Origin of the sequence: Chryseobacterium sp. AG363, assembly GCF_003610675.1 — a bacterium.
GTDB lineage: Bacteria > Bacteroidota > Bacteroidia > Flavobacteriales > Weeksellaceae > Chryseobacterium > Chryseobacterium cucumeris.
Genome location: NZ_RAQF01000004.1, coordinates 465078 through 488654, shown reverse-complemented (window position 1 = coordinate 488654; position 23577 = coordinate 465078). Strand labels below are relative to the sequence as shown.

At 36.6% G+C, this 23577-nt stretch carries 19 protein-coding genes; 9 read left to right on the top strand and 10 right to left on the bottom strand.

Annotated features, from left to right (window positions below; translation table 11 throughout):
- The 3 genes from DEU39_RS18470 to fmt form a co-directional block, all read left to right on the top strand.
- The coding region (locus tag DEU39_RS18470; RefSeq protein ID WP_147367616.1) for an OmpA family protein at positions 1-477 on the top strand (477 nt) is incomplete at its 5' end.
- Positions 478-554: 77 nt separating this feature from the next.
- The gene (locus tag DEU39_RS18465) at positions 555-2462 is read left to right on the top strand and encodes an ATP-dependent DNA helicase RecQ (protein WP_120232916.1); all 1908 of its coding nucleotides are present in this window, start codon (positions 555-557) and stop codon (positions 2460-2462) included.
- Positions 2463-2596: 134 nt separating this feature from the next.
- Entirely contained in the window at positions 2597-3544 is a 948-nt protein-coding gene (gene fmt, locus DEU39_RS18460; RefSeq protein WP_120232915.1) for a methionyl-tRNA formyltransferase, read from the top strand.
- Between the two features lie 77 nt (positions 3545-3621).
- Here fmt and DEU39_RS18455 read toward each other — a convergent pair whose 3' ends face one another.
- From DEU39_RS18455 to DEU39_RS18445, 3 genes are all read right to left on the bottom strand, one after another.
- Entirely contained in the window at positions 3622-4203 is a 582-nt protein-coding gene (locus tag DEU39_RS18455; protein WP_120232914.1) for a Crp/Fnr family transcriptional regulator, read from the bottom strand.
- 103 nt (positions 4204-4306) lie between these two features.
- Positions 4307-5428: a 3,4-dihydroxy-2-butanone-4-phosphate synthase gene (gene ribB, locus DEU39_RS18450; protein WP_120232913.1), complete on the bottom strand. Its 1122-nt coding sequence runs from the start codon at positions 5426-5428 to the stop codon at positions 4307-4309.
- 68 nt (positions 5429-5496) lie between these two features.
- Positions 5497-6501, bottom strand: coding sequence for an LLM class flavin-dependent oxidoreductase (locus tag DEU39_RS18445; RefSeq protein ID WP_120232912.1), 1005 nt, complete (start codon positions 6499-6501; stop codon positions 5497-5499).
- 261 nt (positions 6502-6762) lie between these two features.
- On the opposite strand from DEU39_RS18445, the gene DEU39_RS18440 reads away from it, so the two are divergent.
- Complete coding sequence (locus tag DEU39_RS18440) at positions 6763-7611, top strand: M12 family metallopeptidase (protein WP_120232911.1); 849 nt, start codon at positions 6763-6765, stop codon at positions 7609-7611.
- A gap of 36 nt (positions 7612-7647) precedes the next feature.
- On the opposite strand, the gene DEU39_RS18435 is transcribed toward DEU39_RS18440, so the two are convergent.
- Positions 7648-9774 carry a helix-turn-helix domain-containing protein gene (locus DEU39_RS18435; RefSeq protein ID WP_062676213.1) on the bottom strand — a complete coding sequence of 709 codons (2127 nt, stop codon included), beginning with the start codon at positions 9772-9774 and terminating at the stop codon, positions 7648-7650.
- 82 nt (positions 9775-9856) lie between these two features.
- Here DEU39_RS18435 and DEU39_RS18430 point away from each other — a divergent pair, with 82 nt between their 5' ends.
- Entirely contained in the window at positions 9857-10309 is a 453-nt protein-coding gene (locus tag DEU39_RS18430; protein ID WP_120232910.1) for a hypothetical protein, read from the top strand.
- 179 nt (positions 10310-10488) lie between these two features.
- Here DEU39_RS18430 and DEU39_RS18425 read toward each other — a convergent pair whose 3' ends face one another.
- Positions 10489-11025, bottom strand: coding sequence for a gamma carbonic anhydrase family protein (locus tag DEU39_RS18425; protein WP_034694954.1), 537 nt, complete (start codon positions 11023-11025; stop codon positions 10489-10491).
- Positions 11026-11181: 156 nt separating this feature from the next.
- Between DEU39_RS18425 and DEU39_RS18420 the strand changes: the two genes are divergently transcribed.
- Genes DEU39_RS18420 through hemH form a run of 3 tightly spaced genes read left to right on the top strand, consistent with a single transcriptional unit; the run spans position 11182 to position 13642 of the window.
- On the top strand, positions 11182-12060 hold the full coding sequence (locus DEU39_RS18420) for a NifU family protein (RefSeq protein WP_062676215.1): 879 nt from the start codon (positions 11182-11184) through the stop codon (positions 12058-12060).
- A 10-nt stretch (positions 12061-12070) separates the two neighbouring features.
- Positions 12071-12598, top strand: a complete 528-nt coding sequence (locus DEU39_RS18415; protein ID WP_120232909.1) for an NADPH-dependent FMN reductase — start codon at positions 12071-12073, stop codon at positions 12596-12598.
- 15 nt (positions 12599-12613) lie between these two features.
- On the top strand, positions 12614-13642 hold the full coding sequence (gene hemH, locus DEU39_RS18410; protein ID WP_062676217.1) for a ferrochelatase: 1029 nt from the start codon (positions 12614-12616) through the stop codon (positions 13640-13642).
- Positions 13643-13721: 79 nt separating this feature from the next.
- Here hemH and DEU39_RS18405 read toward each other — a convergent pair whose 3' ends face one another.
- Positions 13722-15674 carry a M4 family metallopeptidase gene (locus DEU39_RS18405; protein ID WP_120232908.1) on the bottom strand — a complete coding sequence of 651 codons (1953 nt, stop codon included), beginning with the start codon at positions 15672-15674 and terminating at the stop codon, positions 13722-13724.
- A gap of 353 nt (positions 15675-16027) precedes the next feature.
- Positions 16028-17245 (bottom strand): DUF5103 domain-containing protein, encoded by a 1218-nt coding sequence (locus DEU39_RS18400; RefSeq protein ID WP_062676219.1) that lies wholly within the window; start codon positions 17243-17245, stop codon positions 16028-16030.
- 70 nt (positions 17246-17315) lie between these two features.
- On the opposite strand from DEU39_RS18400, the gene DEU39_RS18395 reads away from it, so the two are divergent.
- Positions 17316-17954 (top strand): MBL fold metallo-hydrolase, encoded by a 639-nt coding sequence (locus DEU39_RS18395; protein ID WP_120232935.1) that lies wholly within the window; start codon positions 17316-17318, stop codon positions 17952-17954.
- A 366-nt stretch (positions 17955-18320) separates the two neighbouring features.
- Here the strand turns inward: DEU39_RS18395 and DEU39_RS18390 are convergent, their stop codons facing one another.
- The 3 genes from DEU39_RS18390 to DEU39_RS18380 are packed head-to-tail and all read right to left on the bottom strand — an operon-like array spanning position 18321 to position 23499.
- The gene (locus tag DEU39_RS18390; protein ID WP_120232907.1) at positions 18321-20762 is read right to left on the bottom strand and encodes a TonB-dependent receptor; all 2442 of its coding nucleotides are present in this window, start codon (positions 20760-20762) and stop codon (positions 18321-18323) included.
- A 23-nt stretch (positions 20763-20785) separates the two neighbouring features.
- On the bottom strand, positions 20786-22267 hold the full coding sequence (locus tag DEU39_RS18385; RefSeq protein ID WP_120232906.1) for a trehalase family glycosidase: 1482 nt from the start codon (positions 22265-22267) through the stop codon (positions 20786-20788).
- A gap of 2 nt (positions 22268-22269) precedes the next feature.
- Positions 22270-23499, bottom strand: coding sequence for an MFS transporter (locus tag DEU39_RS18380; protein WP_120232905.1), 1230 nt, complete (start codon positions 23497-23499; stop codon positions 22270-22272).
- Between the last annotated feature and the right edge of the window lie 78 nt (positions 23500-23577).

Genomic DNA, 23577 nt, shown 5'->3' with positions numbered 1-23577 from the left:
GGTGCCGGAGTTGCGCTTGATACAGACTTAGACGGTGTAATTGACCTTTACGATAAGTGTGTAACAGTTCCAGGACCTGTTGAAAACAACGGATGTCCTGTAGCTACAACAGGACCTGTAGTAGAAACAGAAACTAAGTTGGAGGGAATTGAGTTTGATTTAAATTCTGACAGAATTTTGCCATCAAATACTCCAATCTTAAATAATGCTGTAAACTACATCAATTCTTCAACTGGTTCTTATAATGTAATCGGAGCTACTGATACAAGAGGTACTGATGCTTACAACCAAAAACTATCAGAAAGAAGAGCAAACAACGTTAAGAACTATCTGATCAAAAACGGTGTTCAAACAGGTAAACTACAGGCAGTAGGAAAAGGTGAAAAAGACCTTAAATACCCTGAGTGTGAACCAGCAACGAAGTGCCCTGAATGGAAAAACAGAGCCAATAGAAGAGTATACTTCGAAGCTAAATAATAAATATATTGATATATCATATGAAAGTCACGCCCTGCGTGACTTTTTTTGTCTAATTCTTTCCTTATTTTTACAACATGATTTCTCCGCAGGATTTTCAAAAGCTAAAATATGATACTCTTAAGTATTTCTGGGGTTATACCGACTTCAGAGATTCTCAGGAAGAAATTATCAATGCTGTTATTAATGAAAAAGATACCCTAGTTCTCTTACCTACAGGAGCAGGAAAGTCTTTATGCTATCAATTACCAGCCCTATTGAAAGAAGGAACCTGCCTTGTTGTTTCTCCTTTGCTGGCATTGATGAAAGACCAGGTTAATCAGCTTAAAGCCCGCGGTATAGAAGCAGAATATCTTTCCTCCGAATTGGATGAATATGATGCTGAAACCATTTATGACCGCTGTAAAGAAGGACTTACCAAGCTGCTCTATGTTTCTCCTGAAAGACTTACCAATAGTCAGTTTATTCAAAACATGGAGGAAATTCAACTATCCTTCATTGCTGTGGATGAAGCTCACTGTATTTCAGAATGGGGTCAGGATTTCAGGCCCAGTTATCAGAATATAAAAGGATTCAGAAGTAATAATCCTGAAATTCCCTGTCTTGCTTTGACTGCAACAGCGACTCCAAAAGTTCTTGAAGAGATCAAAAGTAAACTGGAACTGAAAAATCCTTTTGTTTTTCAAAAAAGTTTCAAGAGAGAGAATATTAAAATTTTCACCGATGAAGTATCTGATAAATTCCAACGTGTTTTTGATATTTTAAAATACAGCAATGACTCCGGAATTGTATATGTAAGAACAAGAAAAGAAGCAGAATTGCTGGCAGAATTCCTGAAGAAAAACCAACTGAAAAATGTAGATTATTTCCATGCAGGTCTCACAACCAAGGAAAAAAATGCAAGACAAAACCTTTGGAATAATAGCGACAACCATGTTCTTATTTCTACCAATGCCTTTGGAATGGGTATAGACAAAGACAATGTTCGTTTTGTGATTCACTATTCCCCTGCTGCGTCTCTGGAAAACTATTATCAGGAGATCGGAAGAGCCGGAAGAGATGGAAAAGACAGTTTTGCCTTCATGCTTTGGAACAAACAGGAATTATTGAATTTTGATCAGGTTCTAAAAAATCAGACACCCAACAAAGCTGAGTTTTTGAAGATCATTAGTTACCTCTATTCTATTTTTCAGGTAGCAGAGTTTGAACTTCCGGAAAAAACATTTCAGCTGAATAATCTTGGTATACAGAATTTCACAAAACTGTCGAAAGCAAAGATCAACAATGTACTCAATTTTCTCCACAACCAGGAAATTGTCTACTACAACGATTACAAAAGTCTGTCTTCACTTGAGCTTTTTATCAAAGCTGATGAGCTGGAACAGCTTCCTCAAAAAGATGCCTATTTTATAGAGCTTCTTTTCCGTAATATATCAGGAATTACCACCCACAAAGTAATGTTCAGTGAACAACAGGTAAGCAACAAAATCAATATCAGTGTTCCTTTGATCAAAGAACGGTTGAAAGAACTTCAGCAAAAGAATTATCTTGAATATATCGATGGGGCATTAGCCAGTATCAAATTCCTGAAACCTCGTGATGAAAGAGCTGTGAACAGCACTTACTGGAAATTATTTGAACATATCCAAAGGAACAAAATTCAAAAATGGGAAGAGATGAAGTTTTACGTAGAAAATAACGACTACTGTAAAATGAAACTTATCCTGGCCTACTTTGGTGAAAAAAATTCAAAAAACTGTGGACAGTGCTCTGTCTGTGAAAAAAATAAGCAGTCTATCTTTGGAAAAAATATTTCCCAGCAGATCATTAATTTATTAGCTAAAAAGTCGGCTACCATTGAAGAACTGTCTATCCAGCTCAGCTATCATTCCAAAGAAAATATACTGGAGAATCTGATTTTTCTTTTGGATTCAGGAAAGGTAAGAATGCTGAATTTCAGAACGTATGCGCTGAATCATGAGTAATGAGTAATGAGTAATGATTGATAAATATTATGACCCTCAACCTGCCTAAATCTCAAACGCTCACACTCTAAAACTCTCTTACCTTCAAACCCTGATATTTTCCGACTCTCAGATCAAAAACTTATCTTTGCAGTATGAAATCATTGAAAGTTGTTTTTTTAGGAACTCCTGAGTTTGCAAAAACCTCTTTGGAGGCCATCCACCAATCTCACCATCAGGTAGTAGGTGTTGTAACTGTAGCTGATAAGGCAAGCGGACGCGGACAGAAAATTCACCAGTCACCGGTAAAAATCTATGCTGAAGAAAATAATATTCCTGTTTTTCAGCCGGAAAAGTTGAGAAACCCTGAATTCCTGGAAGAACTTAGGAAACTGGATGCTGATGTTTTTGTAGTGGTTGCCTTCAGGATGATGCCTAAAGTGCTTTTTGAGATGCCTAAAATGGGAACTTTCAATCTTCATGCTTCACTGCTTCCTGATTACAGAGGTGCTGCACCCATCAATTATGCTGTAATCAACGGAGAAGAAAAGACCGGAGCAACTACTTTCTTTATTAATGAAAAAATTGACGAAGGAAATATTCTTCTTCAGCAGGAAATGGAAATTTTACCGGATGAAAATGCCGGAAGCCTTCATGACCGACTCATGGAAATGGGCTCAGGTCTTGTGGTTAAGACATTGGATGGTCTTGCCGAAAATGCTATTGAAGAGAAACCTCAGCCCCATGTAGAACATCCTAAAAATGCTTATAAAATTTTCAAGGAAGATACGAGGATCAATTGGGAACAGCCTTCAAAAACCATTCATCAGTTTATTCTGGGAATGTCGCCTTATCCTGCAGCTTTCACCACTTTAAAGATTGACAACGAAGAAAAGGGATTAAAAATATTCGGGGGTAAATTTGAACTTGTTGGCCACGGAAAACCAACTGGAAGTCTTGATATTTCTAAGAATGAATTTAAAATCTATACTCAGGACGGAATCTATTATCCGCTGGAGCTTCAGTTGGAAGGTAAAAAAAGAATGTTGGTAAAAGATTTTCTGAATGGTTTCCGAAACTTCGATGGAATTGCATTAGCCTAAAAAATAAGATCATTATACATAAAAAAGTCCCAAAAGTCTATCTGTAAATACTTTTGGGACTTTTTATTTTTCAGCCATCAGCTTTTACTGACAATTTTCTTTCGGATTCTGCTTATAAATTCCGGGGTTACTCCCAGATAGGCAGCAATCTGAATATTGGTAATCCGGTTGGCTGTCTGTGGATAATCTTTTAAAAATTCAACATAACGTTCATCTGAAGGCTTGCTTAAATTATCAATAATTCTACGCTGTAATGCTATAATCGACTTTTGAAACTTAAGTCTCATTAATCTTTCAATCTCCGGCATTTCAGTATACAATTTCTCTTTTTCCTTTTGGGGAATAAGAAGAATCTCACTATCCTCCAGCGCCTGAATATTGAGCTTTGAGGGAATACGATTCACAAAACTATCAATATCGGAGATCCACCAGTTTTCAATTCCGAAATACAATATCTGTTCGGCAGCATTATGATGGGTATGAAAAACTTTAAAGCAACCACTCACCACAAATCCTTCAAATTCACAAATCTCTCCTTCTTTTAAAAGGAATTCTTTTCTCTTTATTTTCTGAAGACTAAAGGCACTGCAGTATTTATCCAGCTTTTCGTCTGAAATATCAATATATCCCCGGATGTGTTTTTTTAAAGACTCAGTCATGGTTTAAAAATAAAAAAAGGTTTAGAAAAACCCTAAACCTTATAATTTTGTATTACAAACGGTCATTTATTGTGAAAACAATTCACTATTGACCGTGCATTTTCTATAGCTGTACCATCTCAGTAACCTCCACATCATATCCTCCAACCTGAGGTTTGATATTAGGATTTTGAGTGATTACTTTAAACTTGTTGATTCCTAAATTCTTTAAGATCTGCGTTCCGATTCCATAATCTCTGTAATTGTACGCTAATGTAGGATGCTGCTCCTGACCATCCTGATAGTTCAGGAACTGTTGAAGTTTTCTCAATGTATTTTCAGAGTTGGAAACGTTGTTGATAAAAATAATAGCTCCTTTTCCAGCTTCATTCACCATACCTGTGACCTTTTCCAACAATGGTTTTTCACCGTTGTTCAATCTGGTCAATACATCAAAATAAGAATCTGAAGACTGTACTCTTACCAAAACAGGCTCATCTACCGTCCAAGCTCCTTTTGTCAATGCAAAGTGGATCTGGTCATTGGAAGTTTCTCTGAAAGCATAAAAATCAAAATCACCGTAGTGCGTTTTTACTTTTTTCTCTTCAAGTCTTTCTACCAGATTTCCTTTTTTAAGCTGATAGTGGATAAGATCTTCAATAGAAACGATCTTCATATCGTGTTTTTGGGCAAAAGCATGAAGTTCAGGCAGACGGGACATTGTACCATCTTCATTCATGATCTCGCAGATCACACCTCCTTCTTTCAATCCTGCTAAATTCGTAAGATCGATGGCCGCTTCAGTATGTCCAGCTCTTTTCAATACTCCTCCTTTTCTTGCACGAAGCGGGAAAATGTGGCCAGGTCTCATAAAATCTGTAGGCTTGGATTTTTCATCCATCAATGCTAAAATTGTTTTTGCTCTGTCACTTGCAGAAATTCCGGTAGATGTTCCGTTACCCAGAAGGTCAACTGATACGGTGAAAGCAGTTTCCTTAGGATCGCTGCTTCTGCTTACCATCACTTCAAGTCCAAGCTCATCACATCTTTTTTCAGGAAGCGGCATACAGATCAGCCCTCTTCCGTGAAGAGCCATAAAATTGATAATTTCCGGCGTTGTCAGTTCTGCCGCGCAAAGAAAATCACCTTCATTTTCTCTGTCTTCATCATCTACTACTATGATTATTTTACCATTTCTAAGGTCTTCGATAGCCTCTGGAATAGTATTTAATTTAATATCGGACATTTTTACTTTTTATTTGTGCAAAGATACTCATAAAAATAAGCATCTGCCAATTAATTATGTATGGTTTATTACGCTTTGGATAAAGAGTCTGCAGCCTCTCTGAAAATCTTGTAAGATCTCAATCTTTTCTGATGATCGTAGATATGTGAATTGATCATCAGTTCATCCACCTGGAATCTTTCCTGGAAATCTTTAAGCTTTTCCTGAACTTCAGCCTTATCTCCGATAAAAGTATATCTCAGTTTCTGTAAAACCATAGATTTTTCCATTGGCGACCAGATTTCATCCATATCATCCACGGGTGGAGCAAAAGGTTTTCTGTCGTTTCTTACAATATTGATGAATGCCTGGAATAAAGTGGTGGAAATTTTATGAGCTTCCTCAGAAGTTTCAGCCGCTACCCCATTTACACACGCAATGATATAAGGTTTATCCAGATATTTTGACGGTTCGAAATGTTCTCTGTATATTTTAAAAGCCATTTCCATCTGCTCAGGTGCAAAATGTCCCGCAAATGCATAAGGCAGCCCTAGTTCTGCAGCCAGCCATGCACTGTCTGTACTTGACCCCAGAATATATAGTGGAATATCCAATCCTTCTCCCGGAATGGCACGAACCATCGCCTCTGAATTTTCTTTTGAAAAATATCTTTGAAGTTCGAGGATCTGTCTTGGAAACTGTTCATTGATGATGGCTGGATTCCTTCCCAAAGCCTGTGCTGTTAAGCCATCTGTTCCCGGTGCTCTTCCTAATCCAAGGTCAATTCTTCCCGGAAACAGAGATTCCAGAGTACCAAACTGTTCTGCAATGATCAGAGAACTGTGGTTAGGAAGCATAATTCCTCCTGAACCTACTCTGATTGTTTTCGTTCCATTGGCAATGAAACCAATTAAAACAGAAGTTGCAGAGCTTGCAATACTTTCCATATTGTGGTGTTCTGCCAGCCAGAATCTTTTATAATTTAAATTTTCAGCGTGATTAGCTAGTGATAAGCTGTCCTGAAAAGTATCATGAATGCTTTTACCTTGCTTTACCGGTGCAAGATCTAAAACAGAAATTTCAAAATTTTTCATGTTATGATGTTAATTTTTCTTTAATCTGAAAAACAAGGCAAATTTAAAACATAAAAACTGCATTAGTTACTTTTTGTAATTAATAAAAACAATTGATCAGTTCAGGGAAAAACTATTGGAATGAAAATTTTGCTTACATCGTTTTACCTATATGATCTTAAAATTAAATAATCATATTAAAAAACATATTTTAACGAAAATAATTCAACAAAAAGAGACATATTTATTATATTCGTATACCAAATTTTTAAAAACTTTAATATGAACAAAAAAACAAACAGCCTGTTTTATAAGCAGATGTTGACAGGAAAAACTGTCTTTATGAGTTTTCTTATTGCTGCAATATTTTCGTCTTGTAGCAAAAACAATGAAGAAATTACTTCTGAAGCTCAAACCAATGCCTTCAATGCAGACAATGTAAAAAAAGGACAATTGAACGGCCAGGAAATTACCTATGAAAGAAAAAACGGAATGAATTTTTTCCAGGGAGATATTGTTCTTACCGACAAACAATTATCAGAAGGTAATGAAGTTAATAAAGGCGGTGCAAGCTATTCAAGATGGCCGAATGGTAAAATTTATTATACTATTGCTGGCAATATGGGTTCCATCAATGTTAACAAAATCAACTCTGCCATCAGCGAGTACAATAATAAAACGAATACACAGTGGATCTACCGTACCAACCAGGCTAATTATGTGGAATTTATTTTCGGAAGCTCATCAGGATCTGATGGCTGGGCTCATATCGGATATCAGGGTGGAAAACAAACCATTTCTTTGGATCAGTACATTTCTGTAGGTTCAGTGATTCATGAAATGGGGCATACGGTAGGACTTTATCATGAACATACGCGTAAAGACAGAGATCAATATGTAAAGATTCTGTGGAACAATATTCAAAATGGACAATCTTATAATTTCAACATCTATAATTCCGGAACAGATATAGGCCCGTTTAATATTAATTCTGTGATGATGTATTGGCCAACCTCTTATTCTAAAAATGGGTTACCAACAATTACCAGAGCTGATAACAGCAATTTTACTTATAACAGAACCGGATTTACTACCGGAGATATCAATACCATCAATGCGATGTATCCTTAAATTTTTAAGAATCGTCTCTCCATAAAAAAAGAACTCTTATGAGTTCTTTTCTTTTTTATAATTATAATGATTGATTAAAATCCTGATTTCGTTAAATTCAAAATGGCTTGGCAGTGCATTCTTCCACTCGGTTAATGTTTCATGTGGATTTTTATAGAATTCATCTTCAAACGCCTTAATTTTATCCGAAGTAATGACTCGGGAAATATCCAGCAAGCCTTGTTCGGCAAATTTGGCAAGATGCCCAATAACGGTTTCTTTCACCAGCCCTCTTTCCAAGGCAATTTCTCCGATCGTTTTTCCCTGCTCAAACAGCTGGAAAGTTAAAACCTGTGACGGAACTTTAGCAATTTTCAGATTGATTTCCTTATCATTCTTTTCATCTAAAAGTTTAGTTTCAAGTAAGTGAATATCTTTCAGACTGTTCAGATATTCTTCAATGTCTTCCAGCCAGCTTTTAAATTCTTCATTATATTGTTTTAAACCTTTCGCTCCTTTTATTTCAGCATAAAATTCTTTCAAAGGATCGAAAATCTTATTTCTGGTTTCTGTAAAAAAGAAATTAACCGCACCTTTTGATTTGCTTTCAATCTCGGACCATTCTTCTTTCTGTTCAATAAAATTATTGACTTTCTGAAAAATAATACGTTCCAGTTTCTCAAAGATTTTTCCAAGATTTACTGCTTCATGTTTTAACTGAAGATAAAGCTGTTTGGTTTTGACGTGGTCTATATTCTTGGTGACAATGGAAAGGTTATTCCACTCCTCCACTTCCTTTAAAAACCATGTACAATCTAACGTACGCAATACTTTTCTGATGCTGTAATCATATTTTTCCTGATTTAAAATAGCTTCTACATGGTCATTGGCAATCGTATCTGTGTGGAAATGCAAAATTCTGTTATCCTTGAAAATAACTTCAGGGGTAATTTTTGATTTTAAAACAATTCCTTCCAAAGTTCTGCAGCGGGATAAAGCTACATAGACCTGACCGGCAGTAAAACTCTTTCCTGCATCAATAATCACTTTATCAAACGTTAATCCCTGACTTTTATGAATCGTAACCGCCCATGCTAATTTGATAGGAAACTGCTCGAAACTTCCCAACACTTCTTCCTGGATATTTTTATCAGTATCAAGAAAATATTTTTTCTGTTCCCAGGTTTCTCTTTTGACAACAATTTCTCTTTCACTTTCATCCAGTACAACACGGATTTCATTTTCATCCAATCCGATGATCTCGCCCAGCTTTCCGTTAAAATATTTCTTCTCACCGGAAATATCATTTCGGATAAACATGATCTGAGCTCCTATTTTCAGTTCTAAAAACTGTTCGTTCGGAAATTGATTTTCTTTAAAATCCCCTACCAACTTAGCTTCATACACCTGAGGATCAACTTTTATTTCTGCCAGTTTTTCCTGATTGATCTCATCTGCCATTTTGTTGTGAGAACACAGATATACATAGGATTCTTTTCCCATATCAAAGTCAGGATCATACCTTTCATTGAGATGATTAAAGTCTATATTATCCACATCGCCGTCACGGATTGCATTCAGAATTTCCAGAAACTCTTCGTCAGATTGTCTGTATACCTTTGTCAGCTCAATAGTGACGATTGGAATTTCTTTAATGGCATGGCTGTCAAAAAAGAAGGGTGAATTGTAATACATTTTCAGGATATGCTCATCCCTTACCACCGGAGGAAGCTGAAACAAATCCCCGATAAAGAGCATCTGTACCCCTCCAAATCTCTGATTATTCCTTCTTATAAATCTCAAAGAAAAATCCATCATATCCAGAACATCAGCCCTCAACATTGAAACCTCATCAATAATAATGATTTCAACCTCTCTCAGAAGCTTCAGCTTATCTTTACGGTATTTGAAATGAGGCATCAGATCGGCAATATTATTAGCCAAACTGGTATCTATCCTTTCTGTAGTAGGAAGAAAGGTTCTCAACGGCAGCCCAAACATGGAATGGATTGTAACTCCACCTGCATTAATGGCAGCAATTCCCGTGGGAGCCACTACAATATGCTTTTTCTTTGTACGCCTTACAAAATCATTAAGAAATGTCGTCTTTCCTGTTCCGGCTTTCCCGGTTAAAAAAACGCTTCTGTTCGTATATTCTATTAAGTCAAAAAAATGATTATTCATCTTTGTCAAAAATACGGAAATGAATTTGAATTTCTTACCTTGGCATAAGTTTTGAAAATTCTTAAAAAGAAAAAAGTTTATTGTGAAAAAATTATTCTTTCATATCCCGGCAATAGTATTGTGTACTACATTAACTTTAGTTTCGTGTAATACATCAAAGAGTGCCAATACCAATCTTCCTATTGATATTGCTGACAGACCTGCTGACGAAGACAGTCAGAAATATGAACAGGCACAGCTGGATAGATTAAAAGCTTCTATTGAATCTGAAGTATCAGGAGAAAAATGTACGGATGCCAGCCAATGGGCATTTGCTCCTATGGGATCAAAAGCCTGCGGTGGACCTCAGCAATACATTGCCTACCCTAAGAAAATAGAAGCGACTTTCTTACCAAGGGTGAATGAGTATACGGATAAAGTGAAAGCTTTTAATGAAAAGTATAATATTACGTCTGACTGTATGATGATCGAGCCACCTACATCACTCAAATGTGTCAATGGCAAGATCAGACTTATTACACCGGATAATAATTAACAATAAAGCAAAGGTTCTATATCAAATCGAAAAAGCTCTGTTTCAGAACAGAGCTTTTATATTTATTTTTAAATAGATCAATGGTGAATTTTGCTTCACAAGTGAATGGTGAATTCTGATCGCAAAAATTGACAAGCACAGCGAATTGACTATTCATTATTCACTATTCACTTGGCATCCTAAAATTGATGATCCTTCACATTCTCCTTATACCATGATGAATATTTCACATAGTTATCTGCAATTCTGTTCACTTCTCCCTCCAGTAACTGAGCATTGATATCTTTGATTTTTCTTGCAGGAACTCCTCCCCAGACTTCTCCGGATTTAATGTGCGTTCCCTGAGTCACTACAGAACCTGCTCCTACAATGGAGTTTTCTTCTACCAGACAATCATCCATCACAATAGCTCCCATTCCGATCAGTACATTATCTTTAATGGTACATCCATGAACAATCGCGTTATGTCCTATGGAAACATTGTTCCCGATATTCAAAGGATATTTCTGATACGTACAGTGCAGCATTGCATTGTCCTGAACATTCACTTTGTCACCCATTTTGATATAGTGAACATCACCTCTGATCACTGCATTATACCAGACACTGCAGTCTTTTCCCATTGTAACATCGCCAATAATAGTTGCTGTTTCTGCTAAGAAAGTATTCTCTCCGATTTGTGGTGCTTTTCCTAAAAGCTGTTTTATTAGTGCCATAATATTTATTTGAAATGTAAAAATGTGCCCAATTGAAAATTACACTATCTTTTCTGATATCTAACTTCTAAATTACAGTGATAGCAAAAATCTAACTCTCAATTTTCAGCTTCTAACTTCTAATGTGTATTTTTGTATCTCAAATTTAACGAAAAAATGCGTACCGTACTTATAGAACCAACTGAAAACCCAAAAGTGATGAAATTTGTAGCAGATTACAATCTCATCCCGGGGTCTTTAGAACTGGACAGAAATTCAGATATTTCGGAAATTCCTCTGGCACAGGAACTTTTCAATTATCCTTTTGTGGAAAGAGTTTTCATTACCGCTAATTTTGTAGCAGTAGCAAAACAGGATACCATAGAATGGGAACATGTCGCTGAAAGTCTGAAAAATGTAATTGAGGATGAATTACTGGCCAACCCTAGAATTTATCTTCAAAAGAAAAAAGAAATGTATCAGATCTATGCTGAAATGACTCCGAATCCAAATGTAATGAAGTTTGTTTCGAGCAAACTACTGATGGATGGTTTTGTGGAAGTAAAATCGAAAGAAGCGGCTGAAGAAGTTCCTTTAGCACAGGCTATTTTTAAAGAGTTTGATTTTGCAACAGAAGTTTTCATTTCGGACAATTTTGTAGCGGTTACAAGAGATAATTCAGTTGAATGGCACCAGGTAATGATGACTGTTCGTGCACTTATCGCTGAATATCTTCAGAACGGAGGTGAAATTTCAAAAATAGAACCTCAGAAACATGAAAACCCTGTTGAGAAAATTATCAACAGAGATTATACTGAAGATGAGCAGAAAATTTCTGACATTTTAAATGAATATGTAGCTCCTGCTGTAGAAAATGATGGGGGAAAAATTTCACTGATGGAATACGATCAGGAAAATAAAACGGCAAAAATGCTACTACAGGGTGCATGCTCCGGCTGCCCGAGTTCTACAGCTACTTTGAAAAACGGAATTGAAAATATTTTAAAACAATTCGTTCCGGACTTAGTAGAAAGAGTGGAAGCTGTAAACGGATAAAACTGCCGAAATGCCTCCCGGAAAGAAAATTTTGGTGATTATAGGAAGTGCTTCGGCAAATTCCAGCAATCAGAAACTGCTGGAACAGGTGCTGCGAAATATCGGCACTACAGATTTTCAGATGTATACTGATCTTTCTGTTCTTCCGCATTTTAATACGGCATTAACGGATGATCATACTCCGGAAGAAGTTCTGAAAATCAGAGAAGATATTAAAAACGCTTCAGGTGTTATATTTTCCACACCAGAATATATTTTCAGTATCCCGGGCAGATTGAAAAATCTTTTGGAGTGGTGTGTTTCTACAACTGTATTTTCAGAAAAACCAGTTGCTGTGATTACCGCTTCTGCCAGTGGAGAAAGAGGTCACGAAGAGTTATTATTAATTTTAAAAACTCTTGGAGCTGTAACAGATGATAAACATCAGGCATTAATAAAAGGGATAAAAGGTAAATTTGACGGCAATGGCTTACTGGAAAGTAATACCTTTGTCAAAGTATCAAAATTAGTAACAGATTTTATAAGTTCTGTTTCATAATTAAAATTTAGAATATTGAATAAGAAAGGAATTTTACTAGTCAACCTCGGATCACCGAGATCAACTTCTGTAAACGACGTAAAGGAATATCTTGATGAATTTCTGATGGATGAAAGGGTGATTGATTACCGTTGGATCTTTCGTGCACTTCTCGTACAGGGAATCATTCTGAAAACAAGACCTGCAAAATCTGCTGAAGCCTATAAAACAGTTTGGACAGATGAAGGTTCTCCGCTGATTGTTATTACTAAACAAATTCAGAAAAAACTTCAGAAAGTGGTAGATGTTCCTGTGGAAATCGGAATGAGATATGCGCAACCAAGCATTGAAGCTGGTATCCAGAAACTGGTTGATCAGGGAGTCACTGAAATTGTTCTTTTTCCATTATATCCTCAATATGCAATGAGTACCACGGAAACCGTGATTGAAAAGGCGGAAGAAGTGAGAAAAAAGAATTTTCCAACTATAAAGATCAATTATATTCAGCCTTTCTACAACAGGGATATTTATATCAACTGTCTTGCAGAAAGTATTAAAGAAAAGCTTCCTGAAAATTTTGATGCCTTGCAGTTTTCTTATCACGGAGTTCCGGAAAGACATATTTATAAGACAGATCCCACCAAGACCTGTAACCTTAACGACTGTTGTTCCAGGGAAGATAATCCAAGTCATCAGTTTTGCTATCGTCATCAATGTTATAAAACGACACAGCTTGTCATTGATAAATTGAATTTACCCAAAGAGAAAACGATTGTTTCATTCCAGTCAAGATTAGGAAAAGACAAGTGGATTGAACCATATACAGACGAAACCCTGGAAACCATTGGTAAAAAGGGAATAAAAAACCTGGCTGTTGTATGTCCGGCATTTGTTTCCGACTGCCTTGAGACCCTGGAAGAAATTTCAGTAGAAGGAAAAGAACAGTTTATGCATGGCGGCGGTGAAAACTTCCATTATATTCCATGTCTGAATGACGAAGATCGATGGATTGAAGTGGTAAAAATACTTTGTGAAGAAAAACTGAATGATTTTTATTTAGTTTAATTCTTTTAGTTAAAAATATACAAAAGGCCGCAAGTTAATTCTTGCGGCCTTTTTGTTGAATATATTAAAAAGTTTGGTGCTATTTTTTAATAAGGTTTCCTGCTTTCTCTCCGTTTACCAATACAATATATACTCCCGGAAGAATATTGGAAGGCAATTGGATGTTAAGCTTATTGGCTCCATCAATCATTTCTACTTTCTCAGAAATTTCTTTCTTACCTGTAAGGCTTACCAGTTCTACAATTCCTTTTCCAGCTTTCCCTTCAAAATTGATGGTAAATCTGTCTGTTGCAGGATTTGGACTTATGGTGTACAGAGCTGTATCTGCGGCTGCCACTTTTCCTGCCGGAGAAGTTCCACCACCTACGCCTACAGCATTCCATGCATTGGTAACCTGGGTTACTTCATTACTGCCTGCTCCATACAGATCTGCTGCTGCCTGGAGAGAATAGGTTCTTGCATTTGCATAGGTAGAAGAAGAAGTAAGATAAGTCGTTAATGTTCTGTAAGCAATTGCTCCGGCTTTATCCAGACCAATTCCTGAAACATTATAGGCAAAACCTTTGTCATTTGTACCAGAACCTCCTGTAACCAGCAGATAATACCAGAAGTTAAGGACACCTGAATTGGTATGAACTCCACAATAATCATTAGACTGGCTTGGTGTAACACAACCGGAAGTGGTAGTAGTTTTCCAGTAGGTTCCCATATAGGTATCCGGCTGGCTATAAGCATTTGGATTCGCCATATTTCTGATCACGTAGTTGAAATCCTCCCCCAGTGTCCAGCTTGCCTGTGTAGGTCTTGCCCAACGCTCAATGGTATTTCCGAAGATATCTGAGAAACCTTCATTCAATGCTCCGGATTCTCTCTGATAAGCAAGATTAGCTGTTTTAGAAGTCAATCCGTGTGTAATCTCATGACCACATACATCTATTGCTGTCAAAGGTTTTCCACCATTTGTTGTTGAACTTCCATCACCATAAGTCATTCTGGAACCATCCCAAAATGCATTGAAATAGTTGGTAGAATAGTGAACATAAGATTTAATAGCAAAATTATTATTATCAATGCTCTTACGTCCATATTTTGTATAGAAATAATCCACTGTCATTTCTGCTCCCCAATGCGCATCGGTAGCATATTGGTCTTTATTGGTGTTCACATTATTCCAGTTATTATCTGTATCTGTGAAGTCTACTGCAGAAGCATAGCTGGTTCCTTTTTTCAGGTTGTACGTTTCTACTGAAGTTCCCGCATTTCTTCCGGTTTCTCTTAAGCGATAGCTTCCGTTATAAGAATCTGTGGTGATGCTACGTGTTCCGCTATATCCGGTAACTGCTGTTCCCGGGGTATTTACTTCATGAATGATTGCATCTACTCCTAATACTTTTCCATTTTTAGCATCTACAAAAACATATTGTCTGCTTAATGGCTTCTCCGCATAGATATCAAATTTATAAGCCAGCCTTAAATCATTCAGCTTATCATCATCAGGATCTGAATAATATACTAATTCACCTTTAGGAGCATAGCTTGCATTGGGATCGCCTGTTTCTTTTTTAAGAAAATCTTCCTCTTCTTTATTTTTCCATTTATAGGCGTCAGCACCTACGAAAGATAAAGCACTCTGCAATGCTGCATTTTCAGCAAGACCGGCACTTTTGTCAAGCCCTTTCGGAACTTTAACAACCCATTTTCCGGACTGTCCTACAATTTTACCGTCTTTTGTCTGAACAGCCATCATTCCGTATTCTACAGGAATATCATTAACGGTCTGTTGAAATCTTTGAGTTTCAAAACCCAATGCATCTTTTTCCAGCCCCAGTTTGCGAGCTTGTCCCGGAGAAAGTCTCTGAGAAGCTTCGTCAAATAAAACAGGAGTTCCCTGATACGCAGGTGCATTTTTTTCAAATCTCATAAATTCAGCATGTAGTCCGCTTTTACCCGGAACTAATTTCGATGGAGTGTTTTGTCCAAACACAAAAGAGCAGGCAGCAACGCTTGCCACTAAGATAAATTTAGTTTTCATATTAATATTGGTTGATTGTGGTAACGAATTTATAAACTTTTCACAATAAAACAACAAAAACAATGAGTAAAATTCAATTGATATTATAAATCAATAAATAAAACACAATAATGATTTTAAAAAAAAGAAAATTATTTAAATATAATTTTTCCACAATGTTAATTTCATGTTAAAAAAATTAATTAAAATCAAAATTTTGTGAATTAATATTTTTCACTATGCAGTGCATTATATTATAAGAAAATTAGTCATAATATGAGATTTGAGAGAGTAATTCTTTCAATAAGGACAAAAAAATAGGACTATCTTAAGAGACAGCCCTATTTTTTATGTATATTTTAAATTATAATTACTTAACGTTTATTCGCAATGGGTGTTCTGAATTCTCCATATCCCATTAACCCATCATAATTTCTTCCAAATGGTGCATAATAAAGAAACGCCTGATAAAGATTTTCTGTCTGCCAGAAGTTACCGTTTACTTCTCCAAAATTCAAACCGTTTCCATCTTTTGTTACCAAAACATAGTTATAAAAACCTTGTTTAAGGAATATTTTTGCCACATATTGTTTGGTAGAAGCATTATACTGCATTTGATTTTCCTTACTGGGTTTAAAATTATTAAATCCTCCCAGTACATAAATTTCTTTATCCACAGGATCGGAATCCAGGTAGAAATGTACCCATGAATAATCAGCTTCTCTTTCTGCATCTCTCTCTCTTCCCAAGTCGTTCCTTCTGTAGTACCAGGCTCCATTCACATCCGGCTGATACTGATAATTTAAAGGGAACGCCCATACCGGATGAAGATACGTCTGGTTCACATCATCTTTTATTTCGGTAGCACGCACCATATCTGCGGCCATATTCATATTTTTATTATCAAAATAATAAAACTCATTATCCCCAGGAAAAACAAGATTCATCTGCTGGAACAAAACCTGATTTCCTAAAACACTGCTCGGTTTAAGATTGGATATCACCATATTCGGGTTGTTATTCTGCATCACATTCATCGTGATTGAATTGACGTTGGAAGAAATATCTCCGCCTTTCGGAGAAACATTCACTTCTACCCTCTGATTAAGATTTGGATTTTTTGCGTCTGCAAATCTTGAAATATTTAAGCCCACGGATGTTACATCTTCCACAAGATAAAATCGTTTTTTGAACAGAGGCTGGTCTGCCGAATCTTTGTAGACAATCAGTTCATAATTCCCTGAGACTTTCAGTTGGATTTTATCATTCGGGAAAACAAGTTTATAGTGGGTATACGCCTGTAACGTATTGAAAGAATATTGAAACTGATCCAGAAGTGCATTCATGCTTCCGGTAGCAAATTCTGTAAAAAACAGATTATCTTCATTCCAGTTTCTGTCATAATGTTTGAATGTGTATCTATAGATCTGACTGCCATTCGTAAGATCATCAAAGCCCAGAACCAGTTGTTCGCCTATCTTAATTACCGGAGTCTCATCATTGGTCTGAGGATTGAACAGCTGAACACTTTGGATATTTTGTCCAAAAACCAGTCCGCCCAAAGAAAGTAAAAGTATTCGCAAAGTTTTCATTATGACGAAGATAACGAAAAATAGCCATTTTCTTAATAATATCGTATTTTTGAATAAAAAATATTCAGATATGCTTCAGATTCAAGGTTTCGTATTCAACTTTGCGAGCGAAAATACTTATATCCTTTATAACGAAAATAAAAATGCCTGGTTAATTGATCCGGGAAATATGAATGCTCAGGAAACTCAGGCTATTGATAACTTCATTACTGAAAAAGGACTGAAGATTCGGAAAATACTCCTGACCCATGCTCATATTGATCATGTATTGGGACTTCAATGGGCTTTTGATAAATTTAAGGTACCTGTGAATATGCATCAGGAAGACCAGGAAGTACTGGATATGCTTCAGGCAAGCGGGATGAGATTCGGAATGCAGATCAATCCTGTAAAAGTGAATGTAGAATATATAAAGGAAGGTGATGAACTTGATCTGGATGGAGAAAAATTCAAAATATATCATGTTCCGGGACATTCTCCAGGAAGTGTTGTTTATCATAATGAAAATCAGAAATTCATGATTTCCGGTGATGTTCTTTTTGAAGGAAGTATAGGAAGAACAGATCTGTATAAAGGAAATTATGATCAGCTGATTGAAGGAATTAAATCAAAACTTTTCATTCTGGATAATGATACCCAGGTTTTCTCAGGACATGGAAATCCTACATCGATTGGTTTTGAGAAACAGTATAATCCGTTTTTAAAGTAAAAAGGTTTGAGGGATTGAATTGTACCAACGCCTGAAATCAAAACTTAAGTCTGATACTTATATAAAAATCATTTTGTCCGATTAAATTTAAACATAATTAACAGGTCGCTCCTACGGAGCTATAATTTTAAAACAAATCCGTGCATTAACAGTTAGCTTCTATTGGAGCTGTATTTGATCCCATCGGGATCAACTGTTAGTAGAAAAAATGAGGCACCGGTAAAATAGAGCTCCGCAGGAGCGACCTGTTAATCTATGACGTAAATATTGTTTTCAATATATCTATCCTCTTTATCAGACAGTACTAGTAATAAAAACAAAACCGTCAGAAATTCTGACGGTTTTGTTTTTATTAAGAAATAGAGTCTAGAAATCCAGTGTGATTGATGCTCTGGCAGCAGCTCCCATGATAGGTCTGGCCATGATGATTCCGTCTCCATTCGGTGATCCGGCTCTTGGGTCTCCTTCTGTAATACCAATAGTGTTAAAGATATTGGTACCATCGACTGCAAAACGTATTCTTCCTAACTGGTAAGACATTCCCGCTCCAAATTCTGTAAAAGAAGGTAGGGTCTGTACATTTTTCTCATCCTGGAAACGTTTTCCATAATAATTCATACTTACATAGGCTCTCCATGACTTGGTAATGTTCACCGCCGGTGAGATATTAAAATAAAACTTTGGCATTCTTCTTACCACATTTCCTTCAAGTACACTTCCGGCTTCAAGGTTTTTATATTTCGGGCTTTGAACGGTTCCATTGAATGCAACTTCTAAAATATTATTGAATAAACGGGCATATCCTTCAAATTCAACTCCATAGTTTTGTGTATTCGCAAAAGTATTTTCAGATTTTCCATCAGAGAAGATATCTGTAAATGAAAGATTATTCAAGGTAGAATAGAATGGAATCACCGCTATGTCAAAGGTACGCGAGTAATATTTATATCCTACTTCTAACTGATTGGTGGTTACTGATTTTAAAGGTTTATCAGGGTTTGGAGTGGAGAAATAGTTGTAATAAGCTTCTTCATTCGGAGATCTGAAACCGTTGGAGAAACGAGCATACACCGCATTCTCTCTGTTGATTTTATAATTGGCAGCTAATGTAAAGGAAACTTTATCCACATTAAAGTTCCAATAGGTGTATTTATTTCCCAATACACTCATATTATCATCAGCCGTCGTCGTGTTGAAACCATGAGTTCCATCAGTTGTTAATCCAGAATTATTTAAATTAGAAGTGGTGGTATTGGCAAAATTTCCTTTATAATAATCATGGCTGTAACGAAGGCCTCCATTTACACTTAAAGCATCGGTAATGTTATAGTCTAAGTTTACATAAAGATCATTCAAACTTCCCTGAGTCTGAGTTCTTCTTTGTAAAAATGTCATATCCATAACACCATTGTAGGTTTTAGAATATCCATCATCAGACGGGCTCATAGACGGGTTTACCAGATTTAAAAGTTCAGGTCTGTCTGTAGCAGTTGCCAGAACATTACTCCAGTTCCAGTATTGCTGAGATTTCCAGTTGGATTTATAAAAACCAGCCGTAACATTTCCTTTGTCAAATTTATAACTGAATTGTAAATCATTCACAAAATTATTCATCTGTTTGTCGATTGCCCAGAATCCTAATTTTTGTACATACTCAGGATTAACAACAGCTCCGTTGCTTACGAGAGAATACTGATAATTGCTCATTCCAAGCCCACCATCTTTCACGGCATCAGTAGCATATTTAGAAGCTAGCTTTGGACCTCCTGCCGGAAAAATCCCCGTATAATTCATATTGATATTGGTGTATCTCGTTTTGTTTAAAACACTGAAATTATTTCCAAGATCATATTTAAACTCTGCACCCAATACATCAACTTTCGGATGGATTCCATCTTCAAGATTTCTGTTGAAAAATCCGCCTCCGGCCTGTGGAATATTCAGCTGGCTGATGGCTCTGTAGCTGTATGTTCCATAATTAGGATCAAAGCCCTGGAATCCTTTCAGCTTATTTCCGTTCTGGATCAAAGGAATTGGAAGGAAGAAGGTATTTCTGTCATCCAGTTTTTTGTAATATACTTTTGCATAGCCTTTATCAAAGACATATTTCAGATTCATTCTGATTTGCCCCCCATTATTGGCTTTGAAACCTGTTTTTCTGATTCCGTCATCTGTCCTGTAAAAACCACCGACATTGAAAAACAATTTATCCTGAACCAATGCGCCTCCTACATTCACATCGGTACGCATCAATCCGTAGGTACTTGTTTCAAGTTTCGCCGTACCTCTGAAATCATTGGTTCCTTCTCTGGTAATAAAGTTGATCAGACCTCCGGGAGAATTTGTTGCAAAAATAGAACCTGAACCTCCTCTCAAAGCTTCCATACGGTTGACAGAATTGTCTACACGGAAAAAGTTGTCAGCATTGGCAAACTGAAGTGCTCCGTCTTCGAAAACCGGAAGACCGTCTTCCTGTACCTGTACAAATTCATAAGCTCCAGCAGAAGGAATCCCTCTTGCAAAAAGGTTGTTTCCTACCTCACCTCCTGAAGTTTCCACAGCAAATCCCGGAACTCGCTGTAGTAAAGCCGCAGCACTGATCGGGTTCTGTTTCTGAATTTCTTTGGAACTAAATGTGGAAATTGCTGTACTGGATTCTATTTTTTTCTTTGGATTTGAGTTTCCTGTGATGACAATCTGATCGATGGAAGAAACTTTTGCAGAATCCTGCGGTGTTTCCTGGGCATAAGCATTATTAAAGTATAACGTAGCTGTTGCGGCGATTAAAAAGATCGATTTTTTTTTCATAGCCTTATTTTTTATTGTTAGTTTCAGTTTTGTTGTAATTGTAAATACACTCCATTGGTCCAACCGAATCCGTCCTGATTAGGGTATTCCCCTCCGCCTGCTATTGTTTCTGTGTCTAATGCATTGTATTTTTCCATCAGCTTTCCGGTGTTTTTGTAGACCCTTTCTACATTGGAACACCAGTTGTTTTTAATTTTTTCTGCCAGCTCATCAAAGCCGTAATTTTTCATTGCTTTAAATCCTAACCATTGATAAGGAGCCCACGCATTGGGAAGATCCCACTGCTGACCCGAGTTTTTAGTTGTAGTAACAAGACCACCCTGGTAAAGAAACTTTTCAGCAACAGCTTTAGCAACAGCCTCAGCCTTCCCCTGATCTGCAATTCCAAGGAATAAAGGGTAAAGAGCAGCAATATGTTCAGACGGTGTTTTTGTGTTTTTTTTAGTGTGATAATCTTTATAATTGTTAGTATTTCCATCCCAGAAATAGTTATTGATCATCTGTCTTCGGCTTGCTGCTCTTTCTGAAAAATAATTTTCTTTTTCACTCAGATTCTGAAGTGCTGAAGATTTCGCCAAAGTCATTTCCAAATGCCACAAAAGACAGTTCAAATCAACCTGGGCTAGATTCAGCGTTTCTATTGTCTGTATATTTTCTCCGTCTGCAAACCATCGGCTGGAAAAATCCCAACCCGATTCACAGGCGCTTCTTATATTTCTGTAAAATTCATCACCTGAAGCTTTCTCATGATCTTCAATATCGATCAGATAACTTTCCGGCCGCGGTGTATTTTCTGCATCGTAATAACGGTTCAGGATATCTCCCTCTGTTGTTTTTACCACTCTTTTTACACTGGACCCGTTTTCAAGTCCTTCTTCCCCATTCATCCAGAAAGCATATTCTTTCTCCAGTGTTTCGTGGTATTTCACATATATCTCCTTGTCTCCTGTCGTTTCGAAAAGAAGATCCAGCATTAATGAAAAGTAAGGAGGCTGCGATCTGCTCAGGAAGTGAGTTCTGCTTGCATTCGGAACAAATCCTATATTTTGGATCAGATAAGAACAGTTTTCAATAATGTTTTCCATCATTTCTACTCTTCCCGAAACCTGTAATCCTAGCATGATAAAATAACTGTCCCAATAGAAAAACTCATTGAAACGACCACCCGGAACGATATAAGGCTTTGGCAATTTTAAAAGGGTCCCTTTTTCTTCATATGCTGTACGGGTGAGTTCATCCCACAACTTTTCGATATGTTCACCAATAGGGAGCTGATCTTGTCTCTGAACAGAAACTCTTGCTCCTAAAAAGTCAAAATGAGTCATCACAAAATCTTTCAGATCAAAACCTTCCGTATTTTTGGATTGTTCATAATCCTCATTGATCTTTGCAATGGGAAAAAGAGGAACTGCATCCGTCATCATTTTCTGATCCTCAAAAATTTCAGATCTCTGTACATTATCAAACAGACTTTGAATTTCGTTTATATAAAGCTGACTACTCATTGTTATTTTTTAGGATTAATTTTTAATTTATTCATGAACACTGCCGAAGTGATCAGTAATGAAAGCGGAATCAGGGAAAGGTAAAATGCCCGCTGCCCGCTGAATTCCTGAAATACAAAACCGGTAATGATAGAACCTATCGTTCCCCCGATTGCTGAGAAAACAACGATCAATCCTGACATCGCACTGTGCAGATATTTAGGGATTGATGCCAGAATCACAGAATTAATACTTGGATAAATTGGTGCCAGCAAACCTCCCATCAAAGGAAATAAATACACGACCAAAGGAGCATTCAACCAGTTTGTATTTGTATCAATATGAATATTATGGGTCAAGGGCAAAACCAGCAATAAACTGATAGCAAAACCTACCACACAGAAAGAGACTACATAGATCCAGCTGAATTTTTTAGAGAAGAATCCCGATAAAAATCTTCCCAAAGCAAAAGCTCCCGCTAAAACCGCTCCCGCCTGGATACTCATAGAGGTAGGCACTTTTAAAATCTCTTTATAAAATGTGGGCGTCCACGTTTGAAAGCTCTGCTCTACCAATACAAAAAGGAAAGCGCATAATAAAAAACATAATACTTTTTTATAGCTGAATAAGCTTACACTATTTTTTAAATCTCCCAAGAGATCTGTTTTTTCACTTTTGGCTTCCTGTTCATTCAGTTTTGAAAAAAATAAGAATAAAAAAGATACACCAGAAAGTCCTCCCAGCACCCAATACACATTCAGCCATTCTGTAGATTTAGGATTATGATCATCTATATATAAACTGAATAAAACATTTCCAGCCAGTACTCCGATCATGAAAAACCCTTCCAGAAATCCCATAAAACTGGAATGCTCTTTATCTGTTTCCGTTACCAACCCAATAGAAGTAAAAACCGATATTTTGATTAATGCAAATGAAACTCCTACCGTAGCAAATAGTAACTTGAATACCCAGAAGTCATTGGTAAAAGGCATTACAAAACACATGCAGCTTACCAGCAATAAAGCAATCAGCATTGATTTTTTGATTCCTATCTTCGGAAGAAATGAAGCCAGAATGAAAGAACATATGGCGATTGGAAGATCTTTGAAGCCTTCCAGAACGCTTGCCGAAGATTTTGAAATCCCAAAATTCTGCTGTACCTGTAGAATGACTGTTCCTACAGAATTCAGAAGAATGGCAAAGACAAAATAGTTTAAAAATAAAACGGCCTTGATGTTAAGATTTTTCATTCAGGTGATTTCTTGTTGGCTAAGATAGAAGCATTTCTGTTAACGATAATTTAACACAGTAAATCAATATTTGAACTA